This is a genomic window from Mesorhizobium sp. WSM3224, assembly GCF_000427725.1.
In the GTDB taxonomy this organism is placed as follows: Bacteria; Pseudomonadota; Alphaproteobacteria; order Rhizobiales; family Rhizobiaceae; genus Mesorhizobium.
The window spans coordinates 23433-43087 of the sequence record NZ_ATYO01000031.1; the positions used below are offsets into that span (position 1 = coordinate 23433).

General features: G+C 64.5%; 23 protein-coding genes and 1 tRNA gene. 10 read left to right on the plus strand and 14 right to left on the minus strand.

Going from position 1 to position 19655, the window contains the following annotated elements; genetic code table 11:
- Nucleotides 1-76: 76 nt before the first annotated feature.
- Nucleotides 77-445 carry a helix-turn-helix transcriptional regulator gene (locus YU3_RS0129425; protein WP_027169583.1) on the plus strand — a complete coding sequence of 123 codons (369 nt, stop codon included), beginning with the start codon at nt 77-79 and terminating at the stop codon, nt 443-445.
- Nucleotides 446-517: 72 nt separating this feature from the next.
- Here YU3_RS0129425 and YU3_RS0129430 read toward each other — a convergent pair whose 3' ends face one another.
- From YU3_RS0129430 to YU3_RS0129445, 4 genes are all read right to left on the minus strand, one after another.
- Nucleotides 518-766 (minus strand): hypothetical protein, encoded by a 249-nt coding sequence (locus tag YU3_RS0129430; protein WP_027169584.1) that lies wholly within the window; start codon nt 764-766, stop codon nt 518-520.
- A gap of 178 nt (nt 767-944) precedes the next feature.
- Nucleotides 945-1562: a transglutaminase-like cysteine peptidase gene (locus YU3_RS0129435; protein ID WP_027169585.1), complete on the minus strand. Its 618-nt coding sequence runs from the start codon at nt 1560-1562 to the stop codon at nt 945-947.
- Between the two features lie 205 nt (nt 1563-1767).
- Nucleotides 1768-3045: a polyhydroxyalkanoate depolymerase gene (locus tag YU3_RS0129440; protein WP_027169586.1), complete on the minus strand. Its 1278-nt coding sequence runs from the start codon at nt 3043-3045 to the stop codon at nt 1768-1770.
- A gap of 450 nt (nt 3046-3495) precedes the next feature.
- Complete coding sequence (locus YU3_RS0129445) at nt 3496-3855, minus strand: septal ring lytic transglycosylase RlpA family protein (protein ID WP_027169587.1); 360 nt, start codon at nt 3853-3855, stop codon at nt 3496-3498.
- A gap of 310 nt (nt 3856-4165) precedes the next feature.
- Here YU3_RS0129445 and YU3_RS0129450 point away from each other — a divergent pair, with 310 nt between their 5' ends.
- Nucleotides 4166-4351 carry a hypothetical protein gene (locus YU3_RS0129450; RefSeq protein WP_027169588.1) on the plus strand — a complete coding sequence of 62 codons (186 nt, stop codon included), beginning with the start codon at nt 4166-4168 and terminating at the stop codon, nt 4349-4351.
- A gap of 65 nt (nt 4352-4416) precedes the next feature.
- Here YU3_RS0129450 and YU3_RS0129455 read toward each other — a convergent pair whose 3' ends face one another.
- Entirely contained in the window at nt 4417-5355 is a 939-nt protein-coding gene (locus YU3_RS0129455) for a TauD/TfdA family dioxygenase (protein ID WP_027169589.1), read from the minus strand.
- A gap of 48 nt (nt 5356-5403) precedes the next feature.
- Nucleotides 5404-5604, minus strand: a complete 201-nt coding sequence (locus YU3_RS0129460) for a hypothetical protein (RefSeq protein WP_027169590.1) — start codon at nt 5602-5604, stop codon at nt 5404-5406.
- An 861-nt stretch (nt 5605-6465) separates the two neighbouring features.
- Between YU3_RS0129460 and YU3_RS0129470 the strand changes: the two genes are divergently transcribed.
- On the plus strand, nt 6466-7806 hold the full coding sequence (locus tag YU3_RS0129470) for an FAD/NAD(P)-binding protein (protein ID WP_027169591.1): 1341 nt from the start codon (nt 6466-6468) through the stop codon (nt 7804-7806).
- 15 nt (nt 7807-7821) lie between these two features.
- On the opposite strand, the gene YU3_RS0129475 is transcribed toward YU3_RS0129470, so the two are convergent.
- Nucleotides 7822-8592: a type 1 glutamine amidotransferase domain-containing protein gene (locus YU3_RS0129475; protein WP_027169592.1), complete on the minus strand. Its 771-nt coding sequence runs from the start codon at nt 8590-8592 to the stop codon at nt 7822-7824.
- 113 nt (nt 8593-8705) lie between these two features.
- Between YU3_RS0129475 and YU3_RS0129480 the strand changes: the two genes are divergently transcribed.
- Entirely contained in the window at nt 8706-9059 is a 354-nt protein-coding gene (locus tag YU3_RS0129480; protein ID WP_027169593.1) for a helix-turn-helix domain-containing protein, read from the plus strand.
- A 17-nt stretch (nt 9060-9076) separates the two neighbouring features.
- On the opposite strand, the gene YU3_RS0129485 is transcribed toward YU3_RS0129480, so the two are convergent.
- Entirely contained in the window at nt 9077-9724 is a 648-nt protein-coding gene (locus YU3_RS0129485) for a cysteine hydrolase (RefSeq protein WP_027169594.1), read from the minus strand.
- The gene (locus tag YU3_RS0129490; protein ID WP_027169595.1) at nt 9721-10053 is read right to left on the minus strand and encodes a hypothetical protein; all 333 of its coding nucleotides are present in this window, start codon (nt 10051-10053) and stop codon (nt 9721-9723) included. The genes YU3_RS0129485 and YU3_RS0129490 overlap by 4 nt, the downstream gene beginning before the upstream one ends.
- A gap of 174 nt (nt 10054-10227) precedes the next feature.
- Here YU3_RS0129490 and YU3_RS0129495 point away from each other — a divergent pair, with 174 nt between their 5' ends.
- From YU3_RS0129495 to YU3_RS0129515, 5 genes are all read left to right on the plus strand, one after another.
- The gene (locus tag YU3_RS0129495; RefSeq protein WP_027169596.1) at nt 10228-10626 is read left to right on the plus strand and encodes a RidA family protein; all 399 of its coding nucleotides are present in this window, start codon (nt 10228-10230) and stop codon (nt 10624-10626) included.
- Between the two features lie 202 nt (nt 10627-10828).
- Nucleotides 10829-12265 (plus strand): pyridoxal-phosphate dependent enzyme, encoded by a 1437-nt coding sequence (locus tag YU3_RS0129500; RefSeq protein WP_027169597.1) that lies wholly within the window; start codon nt 10829-10831, stop codon nt 12263-12265.
- The gene (locus YU3_RS0129505; RefSeq protein WP_027169598.1) at nt 12262-13431 is read left to right on the plus strand and encodes a PLP-dependent aspartate aminotransferase family protein; all 1170 of its coding nucleotides are present in this window, start codon (nt 12262-12264) and stop codon (nt 13429-13431) included. The genes YU3_RS0129500 and YU3_RS0129505 overlap by 4 nt, the downstream gene beginning before the upstream one ends.
- Before the next feature lie 277 nt (nt 13432-13708).
- Nucleotides 13709-14950, plus strand: coding sequence for a D-amino acid dehydrogenase (locus YU3_RS0129510; RefSeq protein ID WP_027169599.1), 1242 nt, complete (start codon nt 13709-13711; stop codon nt 14948-14950).
- A 40-nt stretch (nt 14951-14990) separates the two neighbouring features.
- A complete protein-coding gene (locus tag YU3_RS0129515) occupies nt 14991-15812 on the plus strand; it encodes an aspartate/glutamate racemase family protein (RefSeq protein ID WP_027169600.1) in 822 nt (273 codons plus the stop codon).
- 4 nt (nt 15813-15816) lie between these two features.
- On the opposite strand, the gene YU3_RS0129520 is transcribed toward YU3_RS0129515, so the two are convergent.
- Complete coding sequence (locus YU3_RS0129520; RefSeq protein ID WP_027169601.1) at nt 15817-16278, minus strand: N-acetyltransferase; 462 nt, start codon at nt 16276-16278, stop codon at nt 15817-15819.
- Nucleotides 16279-16403: 125 nt separating this feature from the next.
- On the minus strand, nt 16404-16574 hold the full coding sequence (locus YU3_RS39840; protein WP_084508404.1) for a DUF1778 domain-containing protein: 171 nt from the start codon (nt 16572-16574) through the stop codon (nt 16404-16406).
- Nucleotides 16575-16674: 100 nt separating this feature from the next.
- On the opposite strand from YU3_RS39840, the gene YU3_RS40875 reads away from it, so the two are divergent.
- The gene (locus YU3_RS40875; protein WP_156913637.1) at nt 16675-16851 is read left to right on the plus strand and encodes a hypothetical protein; all 177 of its coding nucleotides are present in this window, start codon (nt 16675-16677) and stop codon (nt 16849-16851) included.
- Nucleotides 16852-16887: 36 nt separating this feature from the next.
- On the opposite strand, the gene YU3_RS0129535 is transcribed toward YU3_RS40875, so the two are convergent.
- The 3 genes from YU3_RS0129535 to YU3_RS0129545 all read right to left on the minus strand — a co-directional run bounded on the left by YU3_RS0129535 (nt 16888) and on the right by YU3_RS0129545 (nt 19272).
- Nucleotides 16888-17193 carry a UBP-type zinc finger domain-containing protein gene (locus YU3_RS0129535; RefSeq protein ID WP_027169602.1) on the minus strand — a complete coding sequence of 102 codons (306 nt, stop codon included), beginning with the start codon at nt 17191-17193 and terminating at the stop codon, nt 16888-16890.
- A 22-nt stretch (nt 17194-17215) separates the two neighbouring features.
- On the minus strand, nt 17216-18886 hold the full coding sequence (locus YU3_RS0129540) for a cyclic nucleotide-binding domain-containing thioredoxin-disulfide reductase (RefSeq protein ID WP_027169603.1): 1671 nt from the start codon (nt 18884-18886) through the stop codon (nt 17216-17218).
- A 301-nt stretch (nt 18887-19187) separates the two neighbouring features.
- Nucleotides 19188-19272 (minus strand) — tRNA-Leu (locus YU3_RS0129545).
- Nucleotides 19273-19655 lie beyond the last annotated feature (383 nt).

Consider the following 19655-nt stretch of genomic DNA (forward strand, 5'->3'; position numbering starts at 1 on the left):
GCCGTAGCCTTCCGTCCGGAATTGCGTCAAAACAAGGAGATGGAGCCCGCTTCCGTGAAGCGGTGGACCGCTCCAGATGACCCCGTTCGGCGAGAAGCTGCGGGCGCTGCGCGCCGAGCGCGGCGTCAGCCAGAAGGCGATGGCGCAGGCCATCGGTGTCAGCGCGGCCTATCTGTCGGCGCTCGAGCATGGCCGCCGCGGCGCGCCGACCTGGACGCTGATCCAGAAGATCATCGGCTATTTCAACATCATCTGGGACGAAGCCGAGGATCTCGCCCGCCTCGCCGAAAGCTCGCACCCAAGGGTCAGGATCGACACGTCGGGCCTGTCGCCGGCGGCTACCGAGCTGGCCAACCTGCTGGCCGAAAGCATCGAAAGACTCGACGAGGCGGAATTGCGCCGTCTCAGCGCATCGATACGCACGGCACTTGGTCGGCCTATATAATCCCGGCGTCAGGCGCCAGCGGATCGCGATTGTCCGCTGGCGCCTAGTTCGACTCCGTCTGAACTCTTGAGATCAGGGCTTGCCGGCGCCGTTGGTGCTGCCGCCATTCGTGCTACCGCGGCCGCCATTGCCTTGATGGTCGCGGCCACCGTTGCCACCACCCAGACAAGCCGAGGAGTCGGTGCCGCAGCAACGGCCACTCCACAGATCATTGAGGTTGGTCTTGGCGCAGCTTTTGACGGTCTCGTCCGCCAGGGCGGATCCGGTCAGGGCGGACACCGCGACAGCGGCGAGGAAGGTGTTTCGCAGAAAAGCAGTCATTTGAATTCTCCATGATTGGGTTTGTCGTCCACGGCTGTGTGTCGCCAGCCGGACGCAAAGGGTTCATGGAGTTGTGCAGAAATTTTCGGAGGTACGTCGCCTTCGGGTCTGCGCTGCGTCGCTAACGCTCCTTGCTTCGCCCTGGAATGACGAAGCCACGTGAGCCGAGGCTTTCGCCTTACTGCACCGAGCCGACCAGCACCGCCTGGCCGTCGCGGATCGAGACCCAGCGTCCGGTGTTGTCGATCGCCTGGCGCTTCAGGAAGCGGTAGCCGGTCGCGTCCCAGGCCTTGACTCTGTCGGTCAGATTGTCGAGCACATAGTCGCCCCTGTCGGTGCGCACCGTCAAAACCGAATGGCCTTCGCCATCCTGCTTGCGCACGACGGTGATCAAAAGGTCGGCCAGCGACATGCCCATGCGATAGAGCTCGCGCCGCTTCTCCAGCACGTAGTCTTCGCAATCGCCGTAGCCATTGTCCGCATAGGTCCAGACTTCATCCTTGCCATAATTGTCCAGATCGCTCATCGGCTTGACGGCGGCGTTGATCCTTGCGGTCACGCTGACCAGCCTGCGCCACAGGGCGTCGGTCATCTTGGCCGGTGCCAGATCGACCGGACGGATGTTGCATTCGCTCGGACGGGATTTGCAGAAATCATAGTGGCCGATCGGCTGCGACGTCAGGCCGCCCGTGGCCATCGCGCCCGCCGCCCATGCGGGCGCCGCCCAGTGAGCCGAAATCGCCAGCCCTGCGACTGCACACAAGCGCAGGATCCGCGCCATCGGTGAGGAGTTCATTGTCCCCCGTCCGCCCTGTTCTTTTATTAACGAAACGTTAACGGGGATTTACAGTCCGTGTCAATTAGAGACAACAGCTAGTTTGACGGCATGGTTACCCGGACGATCCCGTAGCGGCACTTTCGCAACAGAGGCACGGGTGCAGCACCGGCGACCGCCGGGCGGCGGCGGAACGGAAATTCGCTTTGAAGCGGTTTGCGGGCGTTCAGCTTTTTGCGGAACGGACCAGCTTCGGCTTCGCCGCCACCCGGTGCTGGCGGCCATAGCTGGAAATAAAGTCGGCGATGCGCGGCACGATCTCCGAGCGGAAGCGCGAGCCGTTGAAGACGCCGTAATGGCCGACGGCCGGCTGCATGTAATGCGCCTGCCTGTCGTCCGGGATGTTGACGCAAAGGTCGTGCGCGGCCTGGGTCTGGCCGAGGCCGGAAATGTCGTCGTTCTCGCCTTCGATGGTCAGCAGCGCGACGTTGCGGATCGCCTTCGGATCGACCGGCTCGCCGCGATGCGTCATCTCGCCCTTCGGCAATGCGTGGCGCACGAACACGGTGTCGACCGTCTGCAGGTAGAATTCCGCCGTCAGGTCCATCACCGCCAGATATTCGTCATAGAAGTCTCGGTGCTTCTCGGCGTTGTCGCCGTCATGCTTCACAAGGTGCATGAAGAAGTCCTTGTGGGCGATGATGTGGCGGTCGAGGTTCATGCTCATGAAGCCCGAAAGCTGCAGGAAGCCGGGATAGACCGCGCGGCCGAAGCCCGGCACCGGCCACGGCGCCTGCATGATCACATTGTCGCGGAACCAGTCGATGCCCTTTTCCTTGGCCAGGAGATTGACCGCGGTCGGATTGCGGCGCGTGTCGACCGGGCCGCCCATCAGCGTCATGGTGGAAGGCACGAAGGGATCGTCGCGCTTCTCCATCAGCGCTACCGCCGCCAGAACCGGCACCGAAGGCTGGCATACCGCCATCACATGGGTGTCGGGGCCGAGCGCATGGAACATCTCGATGACATAGTCGATATAGTCGTCGAGATCGAAGCTGCCTTGCGCCACCGGCACCATGCGGGCATCGACCCAGTCGGTGATGTGCACGTCGGCGTGTGGAAGCATCGCCTCAACCGTGCCGCGCAAGAGCGTCGCGTAATGGCCCGACATCGGCGCCACGATCAAAAGCTTCGGGTCGGGCTTGCGGCCGGCCGGCACGGAACGTTCGAAGCGGATCAGGTTGCAGAACGGCTTCGACCAGACGGTCTTTTCGCTGACCCCGACGCTCTTCCAGTCGACCACGGTCTTGTCCAGGCCGAATTGCGGCTTGCCGTAGCGGCGCGTGGTGCGCTCGAAGAGTTCGGCGGTCGCCGCGACCGAACGGCCGAACGGGGTGTGGGAGATCGGATTGAGCGGGTTGGAGTAGAACAGCCGCACCGCGTCGGCATAGAGGCGGGCCGGCTGCAGCGCCGCATGGTTCATTTCGTAGAGCTGGTAGAACATCGCGAACCTCGCTGCCGTCCGTCGACCAAAGGGACGACGAACCGCGCCGAGCCTTGAATGTCTCTTGGCGAGGTTAACAAGATATTGTTGCGATGCAACACGTCATTTTGTCTGACGAATGCTTCTCGCGTTCAACCTGTTGAAAATCGGGCTCGAACGACGGAGCCGGCTCAATGTGCACTGCCGAAATGTGAAAGATATGTGTCCGGCCGCCCGACACCGGCCATGAACCGCAGAGGCCCGCACTGGATCATGGTGCGGCGGCTGGTTCCCCGATACAGGGATCTTGCCGTTTGTCTTGGTGCGAGATTCATTTCCGTGAAATCAGCGCAAACGCCGGGGATTGGTTGAAGCCGCCCCAACGTCGCGACGGGCGTTTCGGCCAATCTCCAAGGCATGCCGCCTGCCAACGCAAACAGAGCCGACCAGTCAAAATCCCTGTGCAGTGTATCAGACGCGCGCCATGCAGACGGCGGTATGGCCCGAGCCGATGAAACCGAGTTGGCCGGCGGCGCCGCGCGAGAGATCGAGCATGCGTCCCTTCACGAACGGGCCGCGATCGTTGATGCGCACGACGACGCTGCGGCCGTTGTTCTTGTTGGTGACCCTGAGCTTGGTGCCGAAGGGGAGGCTGCGATGGGCGGCAGTCAGTGCCGAGGGGTTCATGCGTTCCCCGGAGGCGGTTCTGGAATGCAGCGCATACCAGGAAGCGCGGCCGCACTGCGCGGCGGAGGAGGCCGAAGACGCGCCAGCCATCAGGCCAGCCGCGATCGTCACCGCGACAAGCGCGGTCTGGTTGGTTTTCTTCATGCTTTGGGGGTGGCTCCGTTAGAGATAGGCCCCGCCGATATGTGCCGAATGAGGCGGGAAATGCGGCATTGATCTGGCGGTTCCATGGCAATGGCACACGTTTGGAGTCGCCGCGAAACAGTTTGTCATGATATTTCCGACATCGGATGGGCGTATTCTTAATGAATATCGGACCGGCATCCGGGACATTCCGGGCAAGATCGGTCCTCAAGATTTGAAGTAGAGAGGAACGGAACTGCTTCGGTTCCTCCGTGTCTGTTGTTGCGTCCCCGTTACCGTTCAGGATCGACTTTCGGAGAGGGTCTGGTCGATGCGATTGATCAGGTTTGTGCTGGCGCTGATTGTGCTTGGCATCGGTGCGCTGTGGTCGCTGCAGGGCTTCGGCCTCGTCACGGGCAGCTTCATGACCGGCCAGACGCAATGGCTCTATATCGGGCTCGTCACCATGCTGGTCGGCCTCGTCGGGCTACGCTGGGCGAACCGCTCACGCATCTGACCGGCCGGCGGGGAGCTATCCCTCCTCCCACAAGAAGGGGAGAAGGGGGAGCTGTCCCGGCAGCCTCAGGCGGCCTTCGCCGCCGGCTTGGCCGACTTGATGTGGGTGACGCTGCGGCGTCCGTCGACGCTGACCGGCACGTCGCCGTCGACCGTGGCGCGGCGCACGATCCTGTGTTCGCCGCCATAGTCGTTGACCGCATAATGCTGGGTGGCCCGATTGTCCCAGATCGCGACGTCGCCGGCCTGCCACCGCCACCGCACGGTATTCCCGGGCGTGGTCACATAGCTCTGGAACAGCTCGTAGAGCTTCGAGGAGTCGCTCTTCGACAGGCCGACAAAGCGCTGGACGAAATTGCCGAGCAGCAGCGACCGCTCGCCGGTCTCCGGATGCACGCGCACGACAGGATGCTCGGTTTCGTAGACGGTCGAGGTGAAGACCTCCTCGAAATGCTTCCTTTCCTCTGCCGAGGCGCGGGGACGGACGGCGGCGTAATCATAGGCATTGCTGTGGATGGCCCAGAGATTGTCGGCCAGGAGTTTGAGCGGCGCCGGCAGGCTTTCATAGGCGGCCTGCGTGTTGGACCAGATGGTGTCGCCTCCGGCCGCGGGAATGACGACGCAGCGAAGCACGGAGAATTTCGGATAGGCGTCCACGAAAGTGACGTCCGTATGCCATTGGTCGGCGCGGCCGCCGCCGCGGCTGGAATCGAGATTGAGGATCGAGGCGGTGCCCGCCACTGGTCCTTCTGTGGGGTGAGGCACAAGATCGCCCAGCCGCCGCGCGAACAATTCATGCTCTGAATCGTCCAGATGGTCCTGGCCGCGGAAGAAGACGACCTTATGCTTCAAAAGCAGCTGGTTGATCGATGCGATGGTGGCGTCCGGCAGGCTTCCGCCGAGGCGAATGCCTCTGATTTCCGCTCCGACACGGGCAGTCACGGGAACGACATCGCTGTCGGGAATGATCTGGTCGATCTGGTCGACAAGGGTCGGGGTGCTCATGGGTCTCTCCTGGGTTGCTCTTGGGGGAAAAGGCCGGTCGCGGATCGATCAGTGGGACCAGTACTGCCAGGCCCAGTAGAAGCTCTCGTCGCGCGGCGGCAGGCGATCGCGTTCGCCGGCAAGCAGCACCGGAGCCGGCGATTTCGGTTCGTCCTTGGGTCGCCCGTCCTCCAGGCGCTTGTCGCTCGGTGGCAGACGCAACAGCCACGTGCCGACATGCGCGAACAGCACTGCGGTGGAATGGGTCATCGTCTTTCTCCTTTCGCTTGCGTTCATTCCCGCCCGCATGGCGAACCGGACGGCCATGGCGCCAGCATGACAATCGTTACCGCCAGGATCTTCGACGGCTCGCCGGTCCTCGGCGGATGGCCGGACGGGCGAAGCAGCGGCCGTGAGCGCCGCCGACGAAGAGAGCGGAATGCGTCGTGGAACGACTGACATGGAAGGCTCCGTTACCCGCGAGAAAACTGGATTACCTTGCTATCGTCGTTTAATTCTATCGGTTTTGTAGAGTTACATCCTTCCAAGTAAGCCGGCTTTGTTGGAAAAGTGTCGCCGGGTACCGGCGGCGGACGCGCAAAAGGATGGTCGCGAGGTGCTCTGCTGATGGTCAGGCCAGGCCTACGTTCTTCGTCATTCCAGGCGGAGCAAGGAGCGAAGCGACGCGCGCAGACCCTGGAATCCATGCCGTGACATAGAAGCGATGCTACGCTGCAGAACTATCCGGTGTTGCGCTGGGGTTTTCGTTCTGCACCGCAGTACCTATCATGGACGTAACGGTATGGATTCTAGGGTCTGCGCGACGCTTTTGCGTCGCTCCGCCCTGGAATGACGACCGCGCGGATGCAGCGCTCTCAAGAGCAGCCCAGCGAACGAAAAATCCTTTTGCTACCTCTATCCAGGCAAATCCATGCCTCGAAAGGCCAGCGAATTGGAACAGCGGTTTCGTGTCCAGCTCGGTTAGTATAGTAATCTTATCAACATTGGGAGTGAGAGAACGATGCGCGACCTTTTGAAGACCATTCCGGCGATCGTTCGCGGCCTGCAGCCGAGGCTGCCTGCGGCGATGGCCGCGCGCTGATCGCTTAAGTGAAGTTTCGGCTGGCAGCCATGGTTGGACGCGCCAATTCCATCATCATTGTCGGCGGCGGCGCAAGCGGCGTCGTGCTGGCCGCGCATCTGTTGAAGTCGCCGAATTCGGACCTGCGCGTCACGCTGATCGAGAAGCGGCCGCATTTCGGCCAGGGTATGGCGTATTCGACGCTGCTCTCGGCGCATGTGCTCAACGTCAACGCGTCCGGCATGAGCGCCCATGCCGACGACCCGACGCATTTCGCCCGCTGGGTGCTGGAGCGCGGTCTGGCCAGACCGGACCAGGGGCCGTTCTATGCACCCCGCAGCCTTTACGCGCGCTATCTGCAGGAATTGCTCGACGGCCTCGAGGACCGCGAACGCGAGACCGGCCGGCTGCGCCTGATTCGCGAGGAGAGCCTGGCGATCGCACCGACCCCGTCCGGCGTCGAGGTGACCCTGGCCAACGGCACCAGCGTCGTCGCGCATCTTGCCGTCTTGGCCACCGGTCACGACGAACAGCCCGGCGCCTTCCAGGGCCATGCCATCCGCATGGGTTCGGAGGCCGACGCCGCGCTCGACCCGCAAGCCCCGGTCCTACTGCTGGGAACGGGCTTGAGCATGGTCGATGCCTTCCTGTCGCTTGAGCAGCGCGGCCATCGCGGCGCGATCATAGCTGTGTCACGGCGCGGCCTGCTGCCGTCGCCGCACCGCAAGGGCAACCCGATCAAGCTCGACATCGCCGATATTCCGCTGGGTACCCAGCTGTCCTATTTCGTCGGCTGGTTCCGCAATTTGATCCGCGAGACCCAGAAGGCCGGCGGCGACTGGCGCGACGTCGTCGACGGCCTGCGGCCTTTCAACCAGACGATCTGGCAGAACTGGCCGTCCTCGGCCAAGCGCCGCTTCGTCGAGCATACCAAGGCCTGGTGGGACATCCACCGCCACCGCATGGCGCCGGAAGTCTACGGCCGTGTCACCGAAGCGGTGCGCTCGGGCCGCATCCGCCTCGTCGCCGGTCGGGTCGTGAATGTCGAACCGAACGATGGCTTCGTCGTGAAGATCCAGCCGCGCGGCACGCAGGACGTCGAAACCCTCGACGTCGCCCGCATCTACGACTGCATGGGCATCGCCCGCGACATCTCGAAAACCTCGAACGGCGTCGTCCGCTCGCTGATCGAGCGCGGCCTGGCGCGCCCGGACCCGCTGCGCCTCGGCCTCGACGTCAGCGCGAAATGCGAACTGATCGCCACCGACGCCACGGTGTCGTCGAAGATCCTCGCCGTCGGGCCGCTGACGCGCGGCACCTTCTTCGAGATCGACGCCATCCCGGATATACGCGTGCAGTGCGCGAAGCTCAGCAAGCAATTGCTGGGGTAGCGGGTTGGCCCGGCGTCAGCCGCCAAGCGCCTCGCACACCACCCGCGCGGTTTCAGCCCCGGAAAAATTCTGCTGGCCGGTGACGAGATTGCCGTCGCGCACGGCAAAACCGCGCCACAGCCCGGCCTGGACATAGTTGGCCCCGATTGCCTTCAACTCATCCTCGATGCGCCATGGCATCAGGTGCTTTCCGCGCTCGAGCGCGCCCATCGCCCAGGTCGCGTCGTCGGCGAAATCCTCCTCGACATTGGCAAAACCGGTCACCGTCTTGCCGGCGGCGAGCAGCGAGCCGTCGGCGCGCCTGGCGTAACGCAGCAGCGCCGTGCCGTGGCAGAGTGCCGCCGTCACCTTGCCCGCTTCATGGAAGGCGACGAATGTCCGCTGCAGGCCCGTCGCGCGCTCATAGGTGAACATCGGCGCCTGGCCGCCGGCAACGACGATGGCGTCGAAACCGTCGACATCGATCTCCACCACCGGCCGCGTGTTCTCGACCAGGGCCGAGAGTTTTGGGCTCGAAATGAAGCCAAGCGAGATGAGGTCGGTCTCCGAATAGCCCGAAGGATCGCGCGGGTCGCTCAGCGCATCGGCCTCGCACTTGCCGCCGTCCGGCGAAAAGATCTCGACTTGATAGCCGCGCTCTGTGAAGGCGAACCATGGATGGGTGAGTTCGCTCCACCAGAAGCCGACCGGCCATCCGGTCGTGGTCGATATGGCCGGATTGGCGATGACGATCGCCACCCGCTTCGGCTTTCGCGCATTGACCGGATTGGCATCCCGCACACTCATCGTCGTTCTCCTTTTGTGAAAGCTGTCGCCGACAAAACCGGCTGTGGCAACCCGCCCAGATGGGCGGGCAATTTCTGCTTCCGTCGCGGCCGCGCCTTGCCTACCATCGGCGCATGACCCAACGCGGTAGACTCTATGGCTGTCCGGTCGAGTTCGCCCTCGATGCGCTCGGCGGCAAGTGGAAGACGGTGATCCTGGCGCGGATCAAGGAGCAGCCGCTGCGCTATTCCGAACTGCGCCGCATGATCCCTTCGCTTTCCGACAAGATGCTGACCCAACGCCTGGCCGACCTCGTCGAGATCGGTTTCGTCGTGCTTGAAACGTCGCCCGACGGCAAGGCGCGCTACGCCTTGACCGAGCGCGGCCGCGACCTCGCCGCAGCGCTCCAGGCGCTCTACGACTGGGGCAGCGTGCATGGACGGGCCGAGGGCGTGCGCTTCCGCACCGACATCGAGGCAGCCGCCTAAGGCGTGTCGCGCTTCCCTCAGGCCGCGCCGGCGAGCGCGCCGCAGAAGCCCGCGACATCGGTGATGATGGCTTCGCCAAGGAAGCGGAGCGTCGCCATCGAACGGTCGCGCGCTTGTCCGTTACCGAAGCCGCACGCGTCCTCGATCACCAGAGCGGTAAAGCCGTTGTCGGTCGCTTGGCGCACCGTCGGCTCGACGCCGATCTCCAGGGCGATGCCGGCGAGCGCGACGGCGCGCACGCCGCAGTCGCGCAGGGCAAAGCCGAGCGCGGTGGAATCGAAGGCCGACATGGTCAGCTTGTCGAACACCGGCTCATCCGCGCGCGGCGCGAGCTCGGGCACGATCCGCGTCGCTTCGGCATCGCGCAGGAACCAAGGCTCGACCGCATCGGGGTCGCCGCGCCGCTGCCAGGCCATGGCGGTGCGCAGTTGCGTGGCGCCCATCCATTTCTTCGGCAAGGACAGGTGGCGGGTGAACGCCACCCGCATGCCGGCCGAGCGCGCCGCGTCGAGCGCCGTGCCGGTGCGCTCGATGATCGCCGCAGCGCCCGCGATCTGGCGGCAGATGCCGACCTGCATGTCGTAGACGACCAGCGCCATGCGCTGCGGGTGGCACCACTCGGCCAGGCTGGCCGGGATCTCGATGCCTTCGCTCGACCGGATCATGCCGCGGTCCGGTCCCAGGGCGTTGCGATGTCGATCGTGGGATCGAACAGATATTCGAGCGGCAAGGGTGCGGCGTCGAAGGCGAGGAAATGCCATTCCAGCAAGCCGGCCTTGGACAGCGGGAAATCGTCGGTGTAGCGCCTGGCTTCATCAACGCTTTCCAGTTCGAAGACAATGATGACGCCGCCGACATCGGCGCGCGCATAGTTTTCGCGCACGATGCCTGCCTTCCACAGCCGCCAGACATTCGAGACCTCGTCGCGCAGATAGGGTCTGAGGTCGTCGAGGGTGACGCCGGGCTTGAAATTGTCAAAGGCAAGAATCTTCATCAGCCGTTCCTCGTTGTTGCTGTTGGCCCCGGCTAGCATGGTGGAAAAGGCACCGGCAACGAACGAGATGGTGCGTTGAAACAGCCGTTCGATTGCACTTTCGTCGCGCAAGGTTCCGATCGGAGGGTCGGGGTCGGCCGTGAATGGTTTCGCAATGTGGGGAGGAGCGGCGCGGTGGCAATAGAACGGCTGAATCCCGGCGGCATGCACGCCAACCCGGCATATTCGCAGGGCGTTTCGCTGCCCGCTTCCGCGCGCGTCGTGCTGGTCGGTGGCCAGAATGGCGTCGATTCGCAAGGCCGTATCGTCAGCAAGGGCGATCTCGCCGCGCAAACGGCGCAGGCGCTCGCCAATCTGGCGAAGGTGCTCGAAGCCGGCGGGGCAAAGCCGGAGGACCTGATCAGCCTCTCCGTCTATATCGCTGGCGATCAGGACATCCGCCCGGCCTTCGGCGCGTGGATGGCCTTCTGGGGCGATCGCGGCGCGCCACCGATCGTGAAGGTGTTGCGTGTGGCCGGCCTCGGCAACCCCGATTTCCTGATCGAGATCGAAGGCCAGGCTGCCATCCTCTGAAGCCGATCCATGGATCGGCAGCGGCCACGGGTGAAATTCCATTCCTCCACTCGCCGCCGGATTGGCACGATCTATCTTCTTTCCGAAGGCAAAGGGCTGGAAAAGACGGTTCGCGCGATCCGCGAAGCCGGGATGGATTCCGGCGGCATCCTGCGCGAGATTGCGAACACCCGCGTCGAACTGCTTCCATGGAGCATCTCAGATGAGCGAGCAGAGAAAGGCGGCGCCCGAGGGCGCGGAGACCAATCTGTCGAGGCTGCGCCCGCCCTACGCCTCGGTGCTCGACCTGATCGGCCAGACGCCGGTCGTCGAGCTGACCAAATTCGACACCGGCAAATGCCGGCTGTTCATCAAGCTTGAGAGCCAGAACCCGGGCGGCTCGATCAAGGACCGCATCGCGCTATCGATGATCGCCGCCGCCGAGAAGGATGGCAGGTTGAAGCGTGGCGGCACCATCGTCGAGGCGACCGCCGGCAACACCGGTCTCGGCCTTGCCCAGGTAGGCATCCCGAAAGGCTACCGCATCATCCTTGTCGTGCCCGACAAGATGTCGCGCGAAAAGATCCAGCATCTGCGCGCCCTGGGCGCCGAGGTGCGCATGACCCGCTCCGATGTCGGCAAGGGCCATCCCGAATATTACCAGGACATGGCCGAGAAGCTCGCTGCCGAATTGCCCGGTGCCTTCTATGCCAACCAGTTCGCCAACCCGGCCAACCCGCTGGCGCATGAGACCACCACCGGCCCGGAAATCTTTTCCCAGCTTGACGGTGATGTCGACGCGGTGGTGGTCGGCGTCGGCTCCGGCGGCACGCTGACTGGGCTTGGCCGCTTTTTCGCGAAAGCCTCGCCCAAGACCGAGATGGTGCTCGCCGACCCCGTCGGCTCGGTACTGGCGCCGCTGATCAAGACCGGCAAGATGGAAGAGGCCGGCAGTTGGACAGTCGAAGGCATCGGCGAGGATTTCGTGCCGCCCAATGCCGACCTCTCGCTGGTCAGGAAAGCCTATTCCATCCCCGACAAGCAGAGCATGCTGGCGGTGCGCGATCTTCTGTCGAAGGAAGGCATCCTGGCCGGCTCGTCCTCCGGCACGCTGTTGTCGGCAGCACTTCGCTATTGCCGAGAGCAGACGGCGCCGAAGCGCGTCGTCACCTTCGTCTGCGACAGCGGCAACAAATACCTGTCGAAGGTCTTCGACGATATCTGGCTGGCCGAGCAGGGTCTCGCCGACCAGGAGCAGCATGGCGATTTGCGCGACCTTGTCATGCGTTCGCCGCGAACCGGGGACATCGTGACCGTCGGCCCGGACGAAAGCCTGCTCAACGCCTATGGCCGCATGCGCCGCTCCGATGTCTCTCAGCTGCCGGTGCTCGACGAGGGCAAGCTGATCGGCATCGTCGACGAGAGCGATATCCTGGCCAAGGTCGACGGCCCCTATGACGGCCGCTGGGACCGCTTCAACGGCCCGGTGCGCACGGCCATGACCTCGAACCTGCACACGCTGCAGGCCAATCAGACGCTCGATGCGCTGCTGCCTGTCTTCGACCGCAACGAGGTCGCCATCGTCTTCGATGGCGACGAGTTCATCGGCCTGATAACCCGTATCGATCTGATCAACCATTTGAGGCGCCGCGCAAAATGACGTCCACCGGTAAGAACCGCCTGGCCTTTGACACCCGCACCATCCATGGCGGCCAGAGCCACGATCCGCTAACCGGCGCGGTGATGGTGCCGATCTACGCCACCTCCACCTATGGCCAGCAGTCGCCCGGCGTGCACAAGGGCTTTGAATATGCCCGCAGCCAGAACCCGACGCGCTTTGCCTTCGAGCGCGCCGTGGCCGACCTCGAAAGCGGCACCAGGGCCTTCGCCTTCGCCTCCGGCCTGGCGGCGATCGCAACGGTGCTCGAACTGCTCGATTCCGGCACCCATATCGTCGCCACCGACGACATCTATGGCGGCTCGTTCCGGCTGATGGAGCGGGTGCGCAAGCGCTCGGCGGGTCTCAAGGTGAGTTTTGCCGACTTCACCGACCTTGCCGCCGTCGAAGCCGCGATACTACCGGAGACAAAGCTGCTCTGGGTCGAAACGCCCACCAACCCGCTGCTGCGCATCGTCGATCTCGAAGCGGTCGCCGCGCTCGCCAGACGCAAGGGGCTGCTCACCGTCGCCGACAACACCTTCTGCAGCCCCTACATCCAGCGCCCGCTGGAGCTCGGCATCGACATCGTCGTGCACTCGACGACGAAATATCTCAACGGCCATTCCGACATGGTCGGCGGCGTCGCGGTCGTCGGCGACAACAAGGATCTCGCCGACCAGCTGAAATTCCTGCAGAACGCCATCGGCGCCATCTCCGGCCCCTTCGACAGTTTTCTGGCGCTGCGCGGCATCAAGACCCTGGCGCTTAGGATGGAGCGGCATTCCGCGAACGGCCTGAAGATCGCGCAGTGGCTGGAAGCACGAAAAGACGTGCGCCGCGTCATCTATCCCGGCCTCGCCAGTCACCCGCAGCACGCCATCGCCGTCCAGCAGATGCACGCCTTTGGCGGCATGATCTCGGTCGACCTCGATCGCGACCTTGCCGGCACCAAACGCTTCCTCGAGCGCACGCAGCTCTTCACCCTGGCCGAAAGCCTCGGCGGCGTCGAAAGCCTGATCGAGCACCCGGCGCTGATGACGCACGGCTCTATCCCGGCGGAGAAGCGCGGAGCGATAGGAATATCGGATTCGCTGGTGCGGTTGTCGTGTGGGATTGAGGATGGTGATGATTTGATCGCCGATCTGGAGCAAGCGCTGGGGAGTTGAGGGTTTTGGGGGCAGGCGTCGAGTTCCGTCACACCCCCTTCTGGCCTGCCGGCCATCTCCCCCGCAAGGGGGGAGATTGGATGTCGCGACCGCTTTCGCCAATCATCGACGTTGCAGGAAGGGCGCCGCCGGCAGAGTTGCTAATCTCCCCCCTTGCGGGGGAGATGCCCGGCAGGCCAGAGGGGGGCGCTGTCCCGCCGACATCTCGCTATGTGTGCCATTGCACACCGCGGCCCACGCTCTAAACTGCCCCGACTTTGCTCTCCCCGGAGGCGTGATGCGCGTGATCGTGTTGGGTGGCGGCGTGGTCGGCGTCACCACCGCCTACCAGCTGCAGAAGGACGGGCACGAGGTCGTCATCCTCGAGCGGCGCGCCGAAGTCGCCGCCGAGACCAGCTGGGGCAATGCCGGCATGATCGCGCCCGGGCATTCCTTCGTCTGGTCCTCGCCCAAGGCGCCGATGATCCTGTTGAAGTCGCTAGTGCTGAAGGACCAGGCGCTGCGCTTCAGGCTCTCGGCCGATCCTAGGCTTTATAGCTGGTCGTGGCTGTTCCTGATGGAATGCACGCCCGAAAAGGCCAGGCGCAACACGCTGCTCAAGCATCGGCTCGCCGTCTATTCGCAATCCGTGCTGCACGAGGTCGTCGCCGACGAGCAGATCGAGTACGATCGCAACGATCGCGGCATCCTTTATTTCTATCGCAGCCAGCAGGCGCTCGACAAAGGCGTCGAGCACATGCGGCTGCTCGAATCCGACGGCCAGCTGATCAAAGTGCTCGACCGCGACGCCGTCGTCGCGCTCGATCCGTCGCTGGCCTCCGCGCGGGAAAAGATCGCCGGCGGCATCCACTGCCCGACCGACGAAACCGGCGACCCGGCGAAGTTCACCCGGGCGCTTGCCGCCAAGGTCGTCGAGCGCGGCGGCGAGATCCGCACCGGCACGATCATCACCGGCATAGAGACGTCCGGAGACGGCGTCGCCCAGGTGACGACCGACAAGGGAAGCTTCAAGGGCGATGCCTATGTGCTGGCGCTCGGCTCCTACAGCCCGCTGATCGCAAGGACGGTCGGCATCAGCCTGCCGATCTATCCGATCAAGGGCTATTCGCTGACCATTCCGATCGGCAACCGGCCGGCGCCGCCGACCATCGCGGCGATAGATGAGCACAACCTGGTCGCCGTGTCGCGCTTCGGCGACCGGCTGCGCGTCACCGCCACGGCGGAGTTCGCCGGCTACGATACCAGCCACAAGCCGGCCGATTTCGCCTTCATGAAAGGGGTGACCGAGGAGCTCTATCCGGAAGGCGCCGATTACGACCGCGCCGAGATGTGGGCCGGCCTGCGGCCCATGACGCCCAACAACCTGCCCGAGTTCGGCCAGCGCCGCCTGCGCAATCTCTATCTCAACACCGGCCACGGTCATATCGGCTGGACCATGTCGCACGGCTCGGCCCGCATTACCGCCGACCTGATCGCCGGCCGCAAGCCGGCTGTCTCGATGGAAGGGCTTTTGAACTGAGAGCATGATCCCGGCTGGGATCGACAAGAAAGGGAATGCCATGTCTGTCAGCGCAGCTGCCACGCGCCCCCAATCTTCGGAACCGGTCGACCCCAAGCCGGTCGATTTGGGCGTGCTACCGTCGCAGATCGACGGCGGCCTCGCCTCGCGTGCGGCGATCGGCCTGGCGATCCTCGCCACCGACCAGACGCTGGAGCATGAATTCCGCGCCCTGATCCGCATTCCGGGCGTTGCCTTCTACGAGGCCCGGCTCTTCAACGACAACGACATCACGCCGGAAACGCTGCGCGCCATCGGCCCGCGCATCGCGCCCACCGTCGACCTGATCCTGCCCAGCATTCCGCTCGACGTCGTCGGCTTCGGCTGCACCTCGGCCACCATGACGCTGGGCGAAGAAGCGGTGGTCGCCGAGATCCGCAAGGCGCGGCCGGGCGTCGCCTGCACCACGCCGGTCACCGGCGCTTTGGCCGCCTTCAAGGCATTGGGCGCCAAGGGGATCGGCCTGCTGACGCCCTATGCGCCCGAGATCAACCAGGGCCTGGTCCGCTATTTCACCGGACGCGGCCTCGACATAGCGGCCGTCGCTACCTTCGACCGGCGCGATGACCGCGAGGCCGCCCGCATCTCGCTGGATTCGATCGAGGCCGCCGCCGAGCGCATGGCCGAGGTGCCCGGCGTCGACGCGATCTTCATCTCCTGCACCAGCCTGCGCGTTGCCGAGGCCGTGGCGGAACTGGAGCGGCGCATCGGCATTCCCGTCACCTCCTCCAATCACGCCATGGCCTGGCACTGCCTGCGCCTCGCCGGCATCGACGACATCGTGCCCGCCGGCGGCAGGCTGTTCGCGTTGAAAGCCGTGTGAGCGGTTACGCCGGTATCCAGCCGTAATGGGTCACCGGATCGCGGTTTCGCGGATGCAGATCGTCGCGCAGGAAGGTCAGGCCGGCTTTTTCGTAGAACCGGCGGGCCTTGATGTTGCCGGACCGCGTGAACAGCGTGAAGCCCGACGGCATGGCCAGCATGGCGTGTTGCAGCAACGCCCGGCCGATGCCTGCCCCGAGCGAGTCCGGCCGCACGAACAGCTCGCTGAGCACAGCCTCGGGCGGTGTGACCGCGACAAAGCCGATGATTTCGCTGTTCCGGGCGGCGACCGTCACGTCCCACCCGGCGCTGAATTCGATATCGACGCGCCGGCGCAAGTCCTCGAGCGTCGGCATCGTCGGCGGACCGACCGTCGGCAGGCTGGCGCTTGAATGCCAGACCTCGGCGATCTGGCCATGGTCGGCCGCGCTGGCCGGCCTGATGATGAAGGGCGGATTGAAGATCATGCTGTGTCCCTAAAGGCGGAGAGCAGCATGCTTCGCGGCTCAGTTGGGCCGATTTCGGGCACCGATCCCTTCAACCACGACACGGACAGCTGCCCTATGCGGCCGGCCTACGGCAACCAGAGGCGTCAGTTGCTCCCCCAAGGCAGCCGGGCCTTCATGAGCTTGGAGAGTTTTTCGTTGGGCTTGGCCGGCGCATCGAGTAACGCCAGGAACTCGGCATAAACTTCCGGCGAGACCTTGATGCGGCTCTTGAGTGTCTCCCCGAAGGCAGGCTCGTCTGTAGGGTCGTCTTTCATGATCTCACCATAGCAGATCGTCCCGCGTTAACCGAATCGGAAGGGGTTGTTTAACGCTTCCCTTCTATGTCCCCACTCCGGGAGGCATCACAGAGCGAGCATGATGAACGACGAAAAGCGAAATGAATGGCGCGCCATCTTCTACGTGCAGGCGCGCGTCGCCATCCTGTTTGTCCCGGTTGTGCTCAGCCTTCTCATCATCGGCATTCTGGCCGGCAATGAGCGCAAATCCGTGCCCGATGCCGCCGATCCGACGGTTACGGGCTCGCTGCGCTAAAGAAGGGTCGCCCGGCCGCCGGCTTGCCCTGCACTCTCAAACAAACTTTGGAATCGGGCCGGTCTGCGGCGTCGTGTCGTCGCCGAGGTCGATGAACACCTCGTCGACGAAGCACCATGCCCAGCCCTCAGGCGGGTCGTAGCCCTCGATGATCGGATGCTGCGTGGCATGAAAATGCTTGGTGGCGTGGCGGTTGAGCGAGTCGTCGCAGCAGCCGACGTGACCGCATGTCCGGCAGAGCCTGAGATGCACCCACCAGGAACCGCTTTTCAGGCATTCCTCGCAGCCGAGCGCGCTCGGCGTGACCTTTTTGATGTCCTTCGTATGCGGGCATTCATCCATCACGCTCTCCTCGCCGTTCGGCTTATTGGTTTAAGGCGGCGCCATCCCGCGCCAGATAGGCATGCAACGCCGCGACCACCTGCGCGCCCTCGCCGACGGCGGCGGCGACCCGCTTCGTCGAGCCGCAGCGCACGTCGCCGATGGCGAACACGCCGCCGCGGCTGGTCTCCATCAGGCCGTGCCCCTGCGCCACGTCCGGTCCGGTGCGCACAAAACCTTTGGCGTCGAGCGCGACATTGCAATTCGCCAGCCAGTCGGTGTTCGGATCGGCGCCGATGAACAGGAAGAGATGGCGGATGGCACGCGTCGTCTCCTCGCCGCTTACCCGGTTGCGCCAGCGCAGCTCCTCGAGATTGCCCTCATGGCCTTCAAGCGCCGCGATCTCGGTTTCGGTCAGCACCTCGATGTTCGGCTGCGCCTCGATGCGCTCGACCAGATAGCGCGACATGGTGGCGTTAAGGCTGTCGCGGCGCGCCAGAAGTGTCACCTTGCGCACCTGGCTCGCCAGATAGACGGCCGCCTGCCCGGCCGAATTGCCGGCGCCGACCAGCGCCACCTCGTGGTCCTGGCAAAGCCGCGCCTCGATCGGCGAGGCCCAGTAATGCACCGAGGTGCCCTCGAACTGTGCCAGGTTAGCGACATCGAGCCGGCGGTAGCGTGCGCCGCTGGCGATCACCACGGCGCGCGTGCGCACGCTCTCGCCGTCGCCGATGGCAAGCCTGTGGCGGGCGCCGTCGGTAGCGTCGTCGAGCAGCTTCGCTTCGTCGGGGATCACCATCTCGACACCGAATTTCTGCGCCTGGTTATAGGCGCGCGCCATCAGCGCCATGCCGGTGATCCCGGTCGGGAAGCCGAGATAGTTCTCGATGCGAGCCGAGGCGCCGGCCTGCCCGCCGAAGGCGCGGCAATCGAGCACGATCGTCGACAGCCCTTCGGAAGCGGCATAGACCGCCGCCGCCAGTCCCGCCGGTCCGGCGCCGACGATGGCCACGTCATAGACCTTGCCGGCATCGATCGGCCGCAACAGGCCGACACAGCGGGCAAGCTCGTTCTCACCCGGATTGTGCATCAGCTTGCCGTTCGGGCAGAGCACGATCGGCAGGTGGTGCGGATCAACGTGGAAACGCTCGATCAGCGTCTTGGCGCAAGGATCGGTGTCGGAATCGAGCGCCCGGTGCGGCAGCCCGCTGCGCCGCAAAAAACCCTGCAGCCGCAACACGTCGCCATTGCCGGGTGGGCCGATGACGATCGGCCCGCTGGCGCCGCTTTCGAGCAGGCCGACGCGGCGCAGGATCAGCGCCCGCATGACGCGCTCGCCGAGGTTCGCCTCCTGCACCATCAGGTCGCGCAGCCGCTGCGAGGCGATGACGATCGCCTCGACCGGTCCGTTCGCCTCGGCATTGACCAGCGACGGCCGGTTCGACAGCTGCGCCAGCTCGCCGACGAAGTTGCCGGGGCCATGGGTGACGATCGGCTCACGCGGGCCGATGCCGCCGGCCTGCGTGATGTCGACCTTGCCAGCCAGGATGAGGATCAGCCCGGGGGAAATGGTACCGGCGGTGACCATATGCTCGCCGGCCGCATAGGTTCGCATCTCGCCAAACCGCCGCATGCGCTCGATGTCCGCATCGGTGAGGATCGGGAACATCTGGTCGCGACGGTTGGCGATGGTCGGGCTGACGGATGGGGCCATGGGGCGGACCGTAGCGCCCGGGGCGGCGGGTTTGAAGCGCTTTGTTCGGGGACTGGCCGGGAGGGTAGGTTGGGCACGCCGCTTCGTCATCCACGGGCGGAGCAAGGAGCGAAGCGACGCGGCGCAGACCCGAGGATCCATTCCGTGACCTATGCCGAACAATGCAACGGAGCAGAATTCCGGAGCGCCGCGGCACGTCTTGTCTAACTGGAGATCCCGTTGGCAGTCGGGATGAATGGCGCCTATCCTTCGTTCTTAGAACTCCGGATGGCCTGCCATCCGAAGCTCGAAGAGCGAAGGATGGTGCCCAGAAGAGGACTCGAACCTCCACTCCTTGCGGAACACGGACCTGAACCGTGCGCGTCTACCAATTCCGCCATCTGGGCTGGTGCGGGCTCATGTAAGCGGGCAAACGATATGTGTCAACGCGCTTTTTTATTGCCCGCCGCTTGCCGGCTCAGTTCTGGATGTTGGCGTTGGCACTCACCCGCCCGGGCGATCGCATATGGGCAACTTGCGCCCTACGAATACCCCCATCCTTAATCCCTCCCCTCGAGGGCAGGGCAATCGCATATGAGTTCTTACGAAGAGGACCCCCACCCTAACCCTCCCCACAAGGGGGAGGGAACGCTGCCGCATGCCACCCCCTTTGGCGTCGAACCTAGGCGATTTGCGGCGATCAGCGCCTACCAAGTCTCCCTCCCCCTTGTGGGGAGGGACTAAGGGTGGGGGTCCTTCTTCGCAAGAATCTTTGCGCGGCGCCGACTTC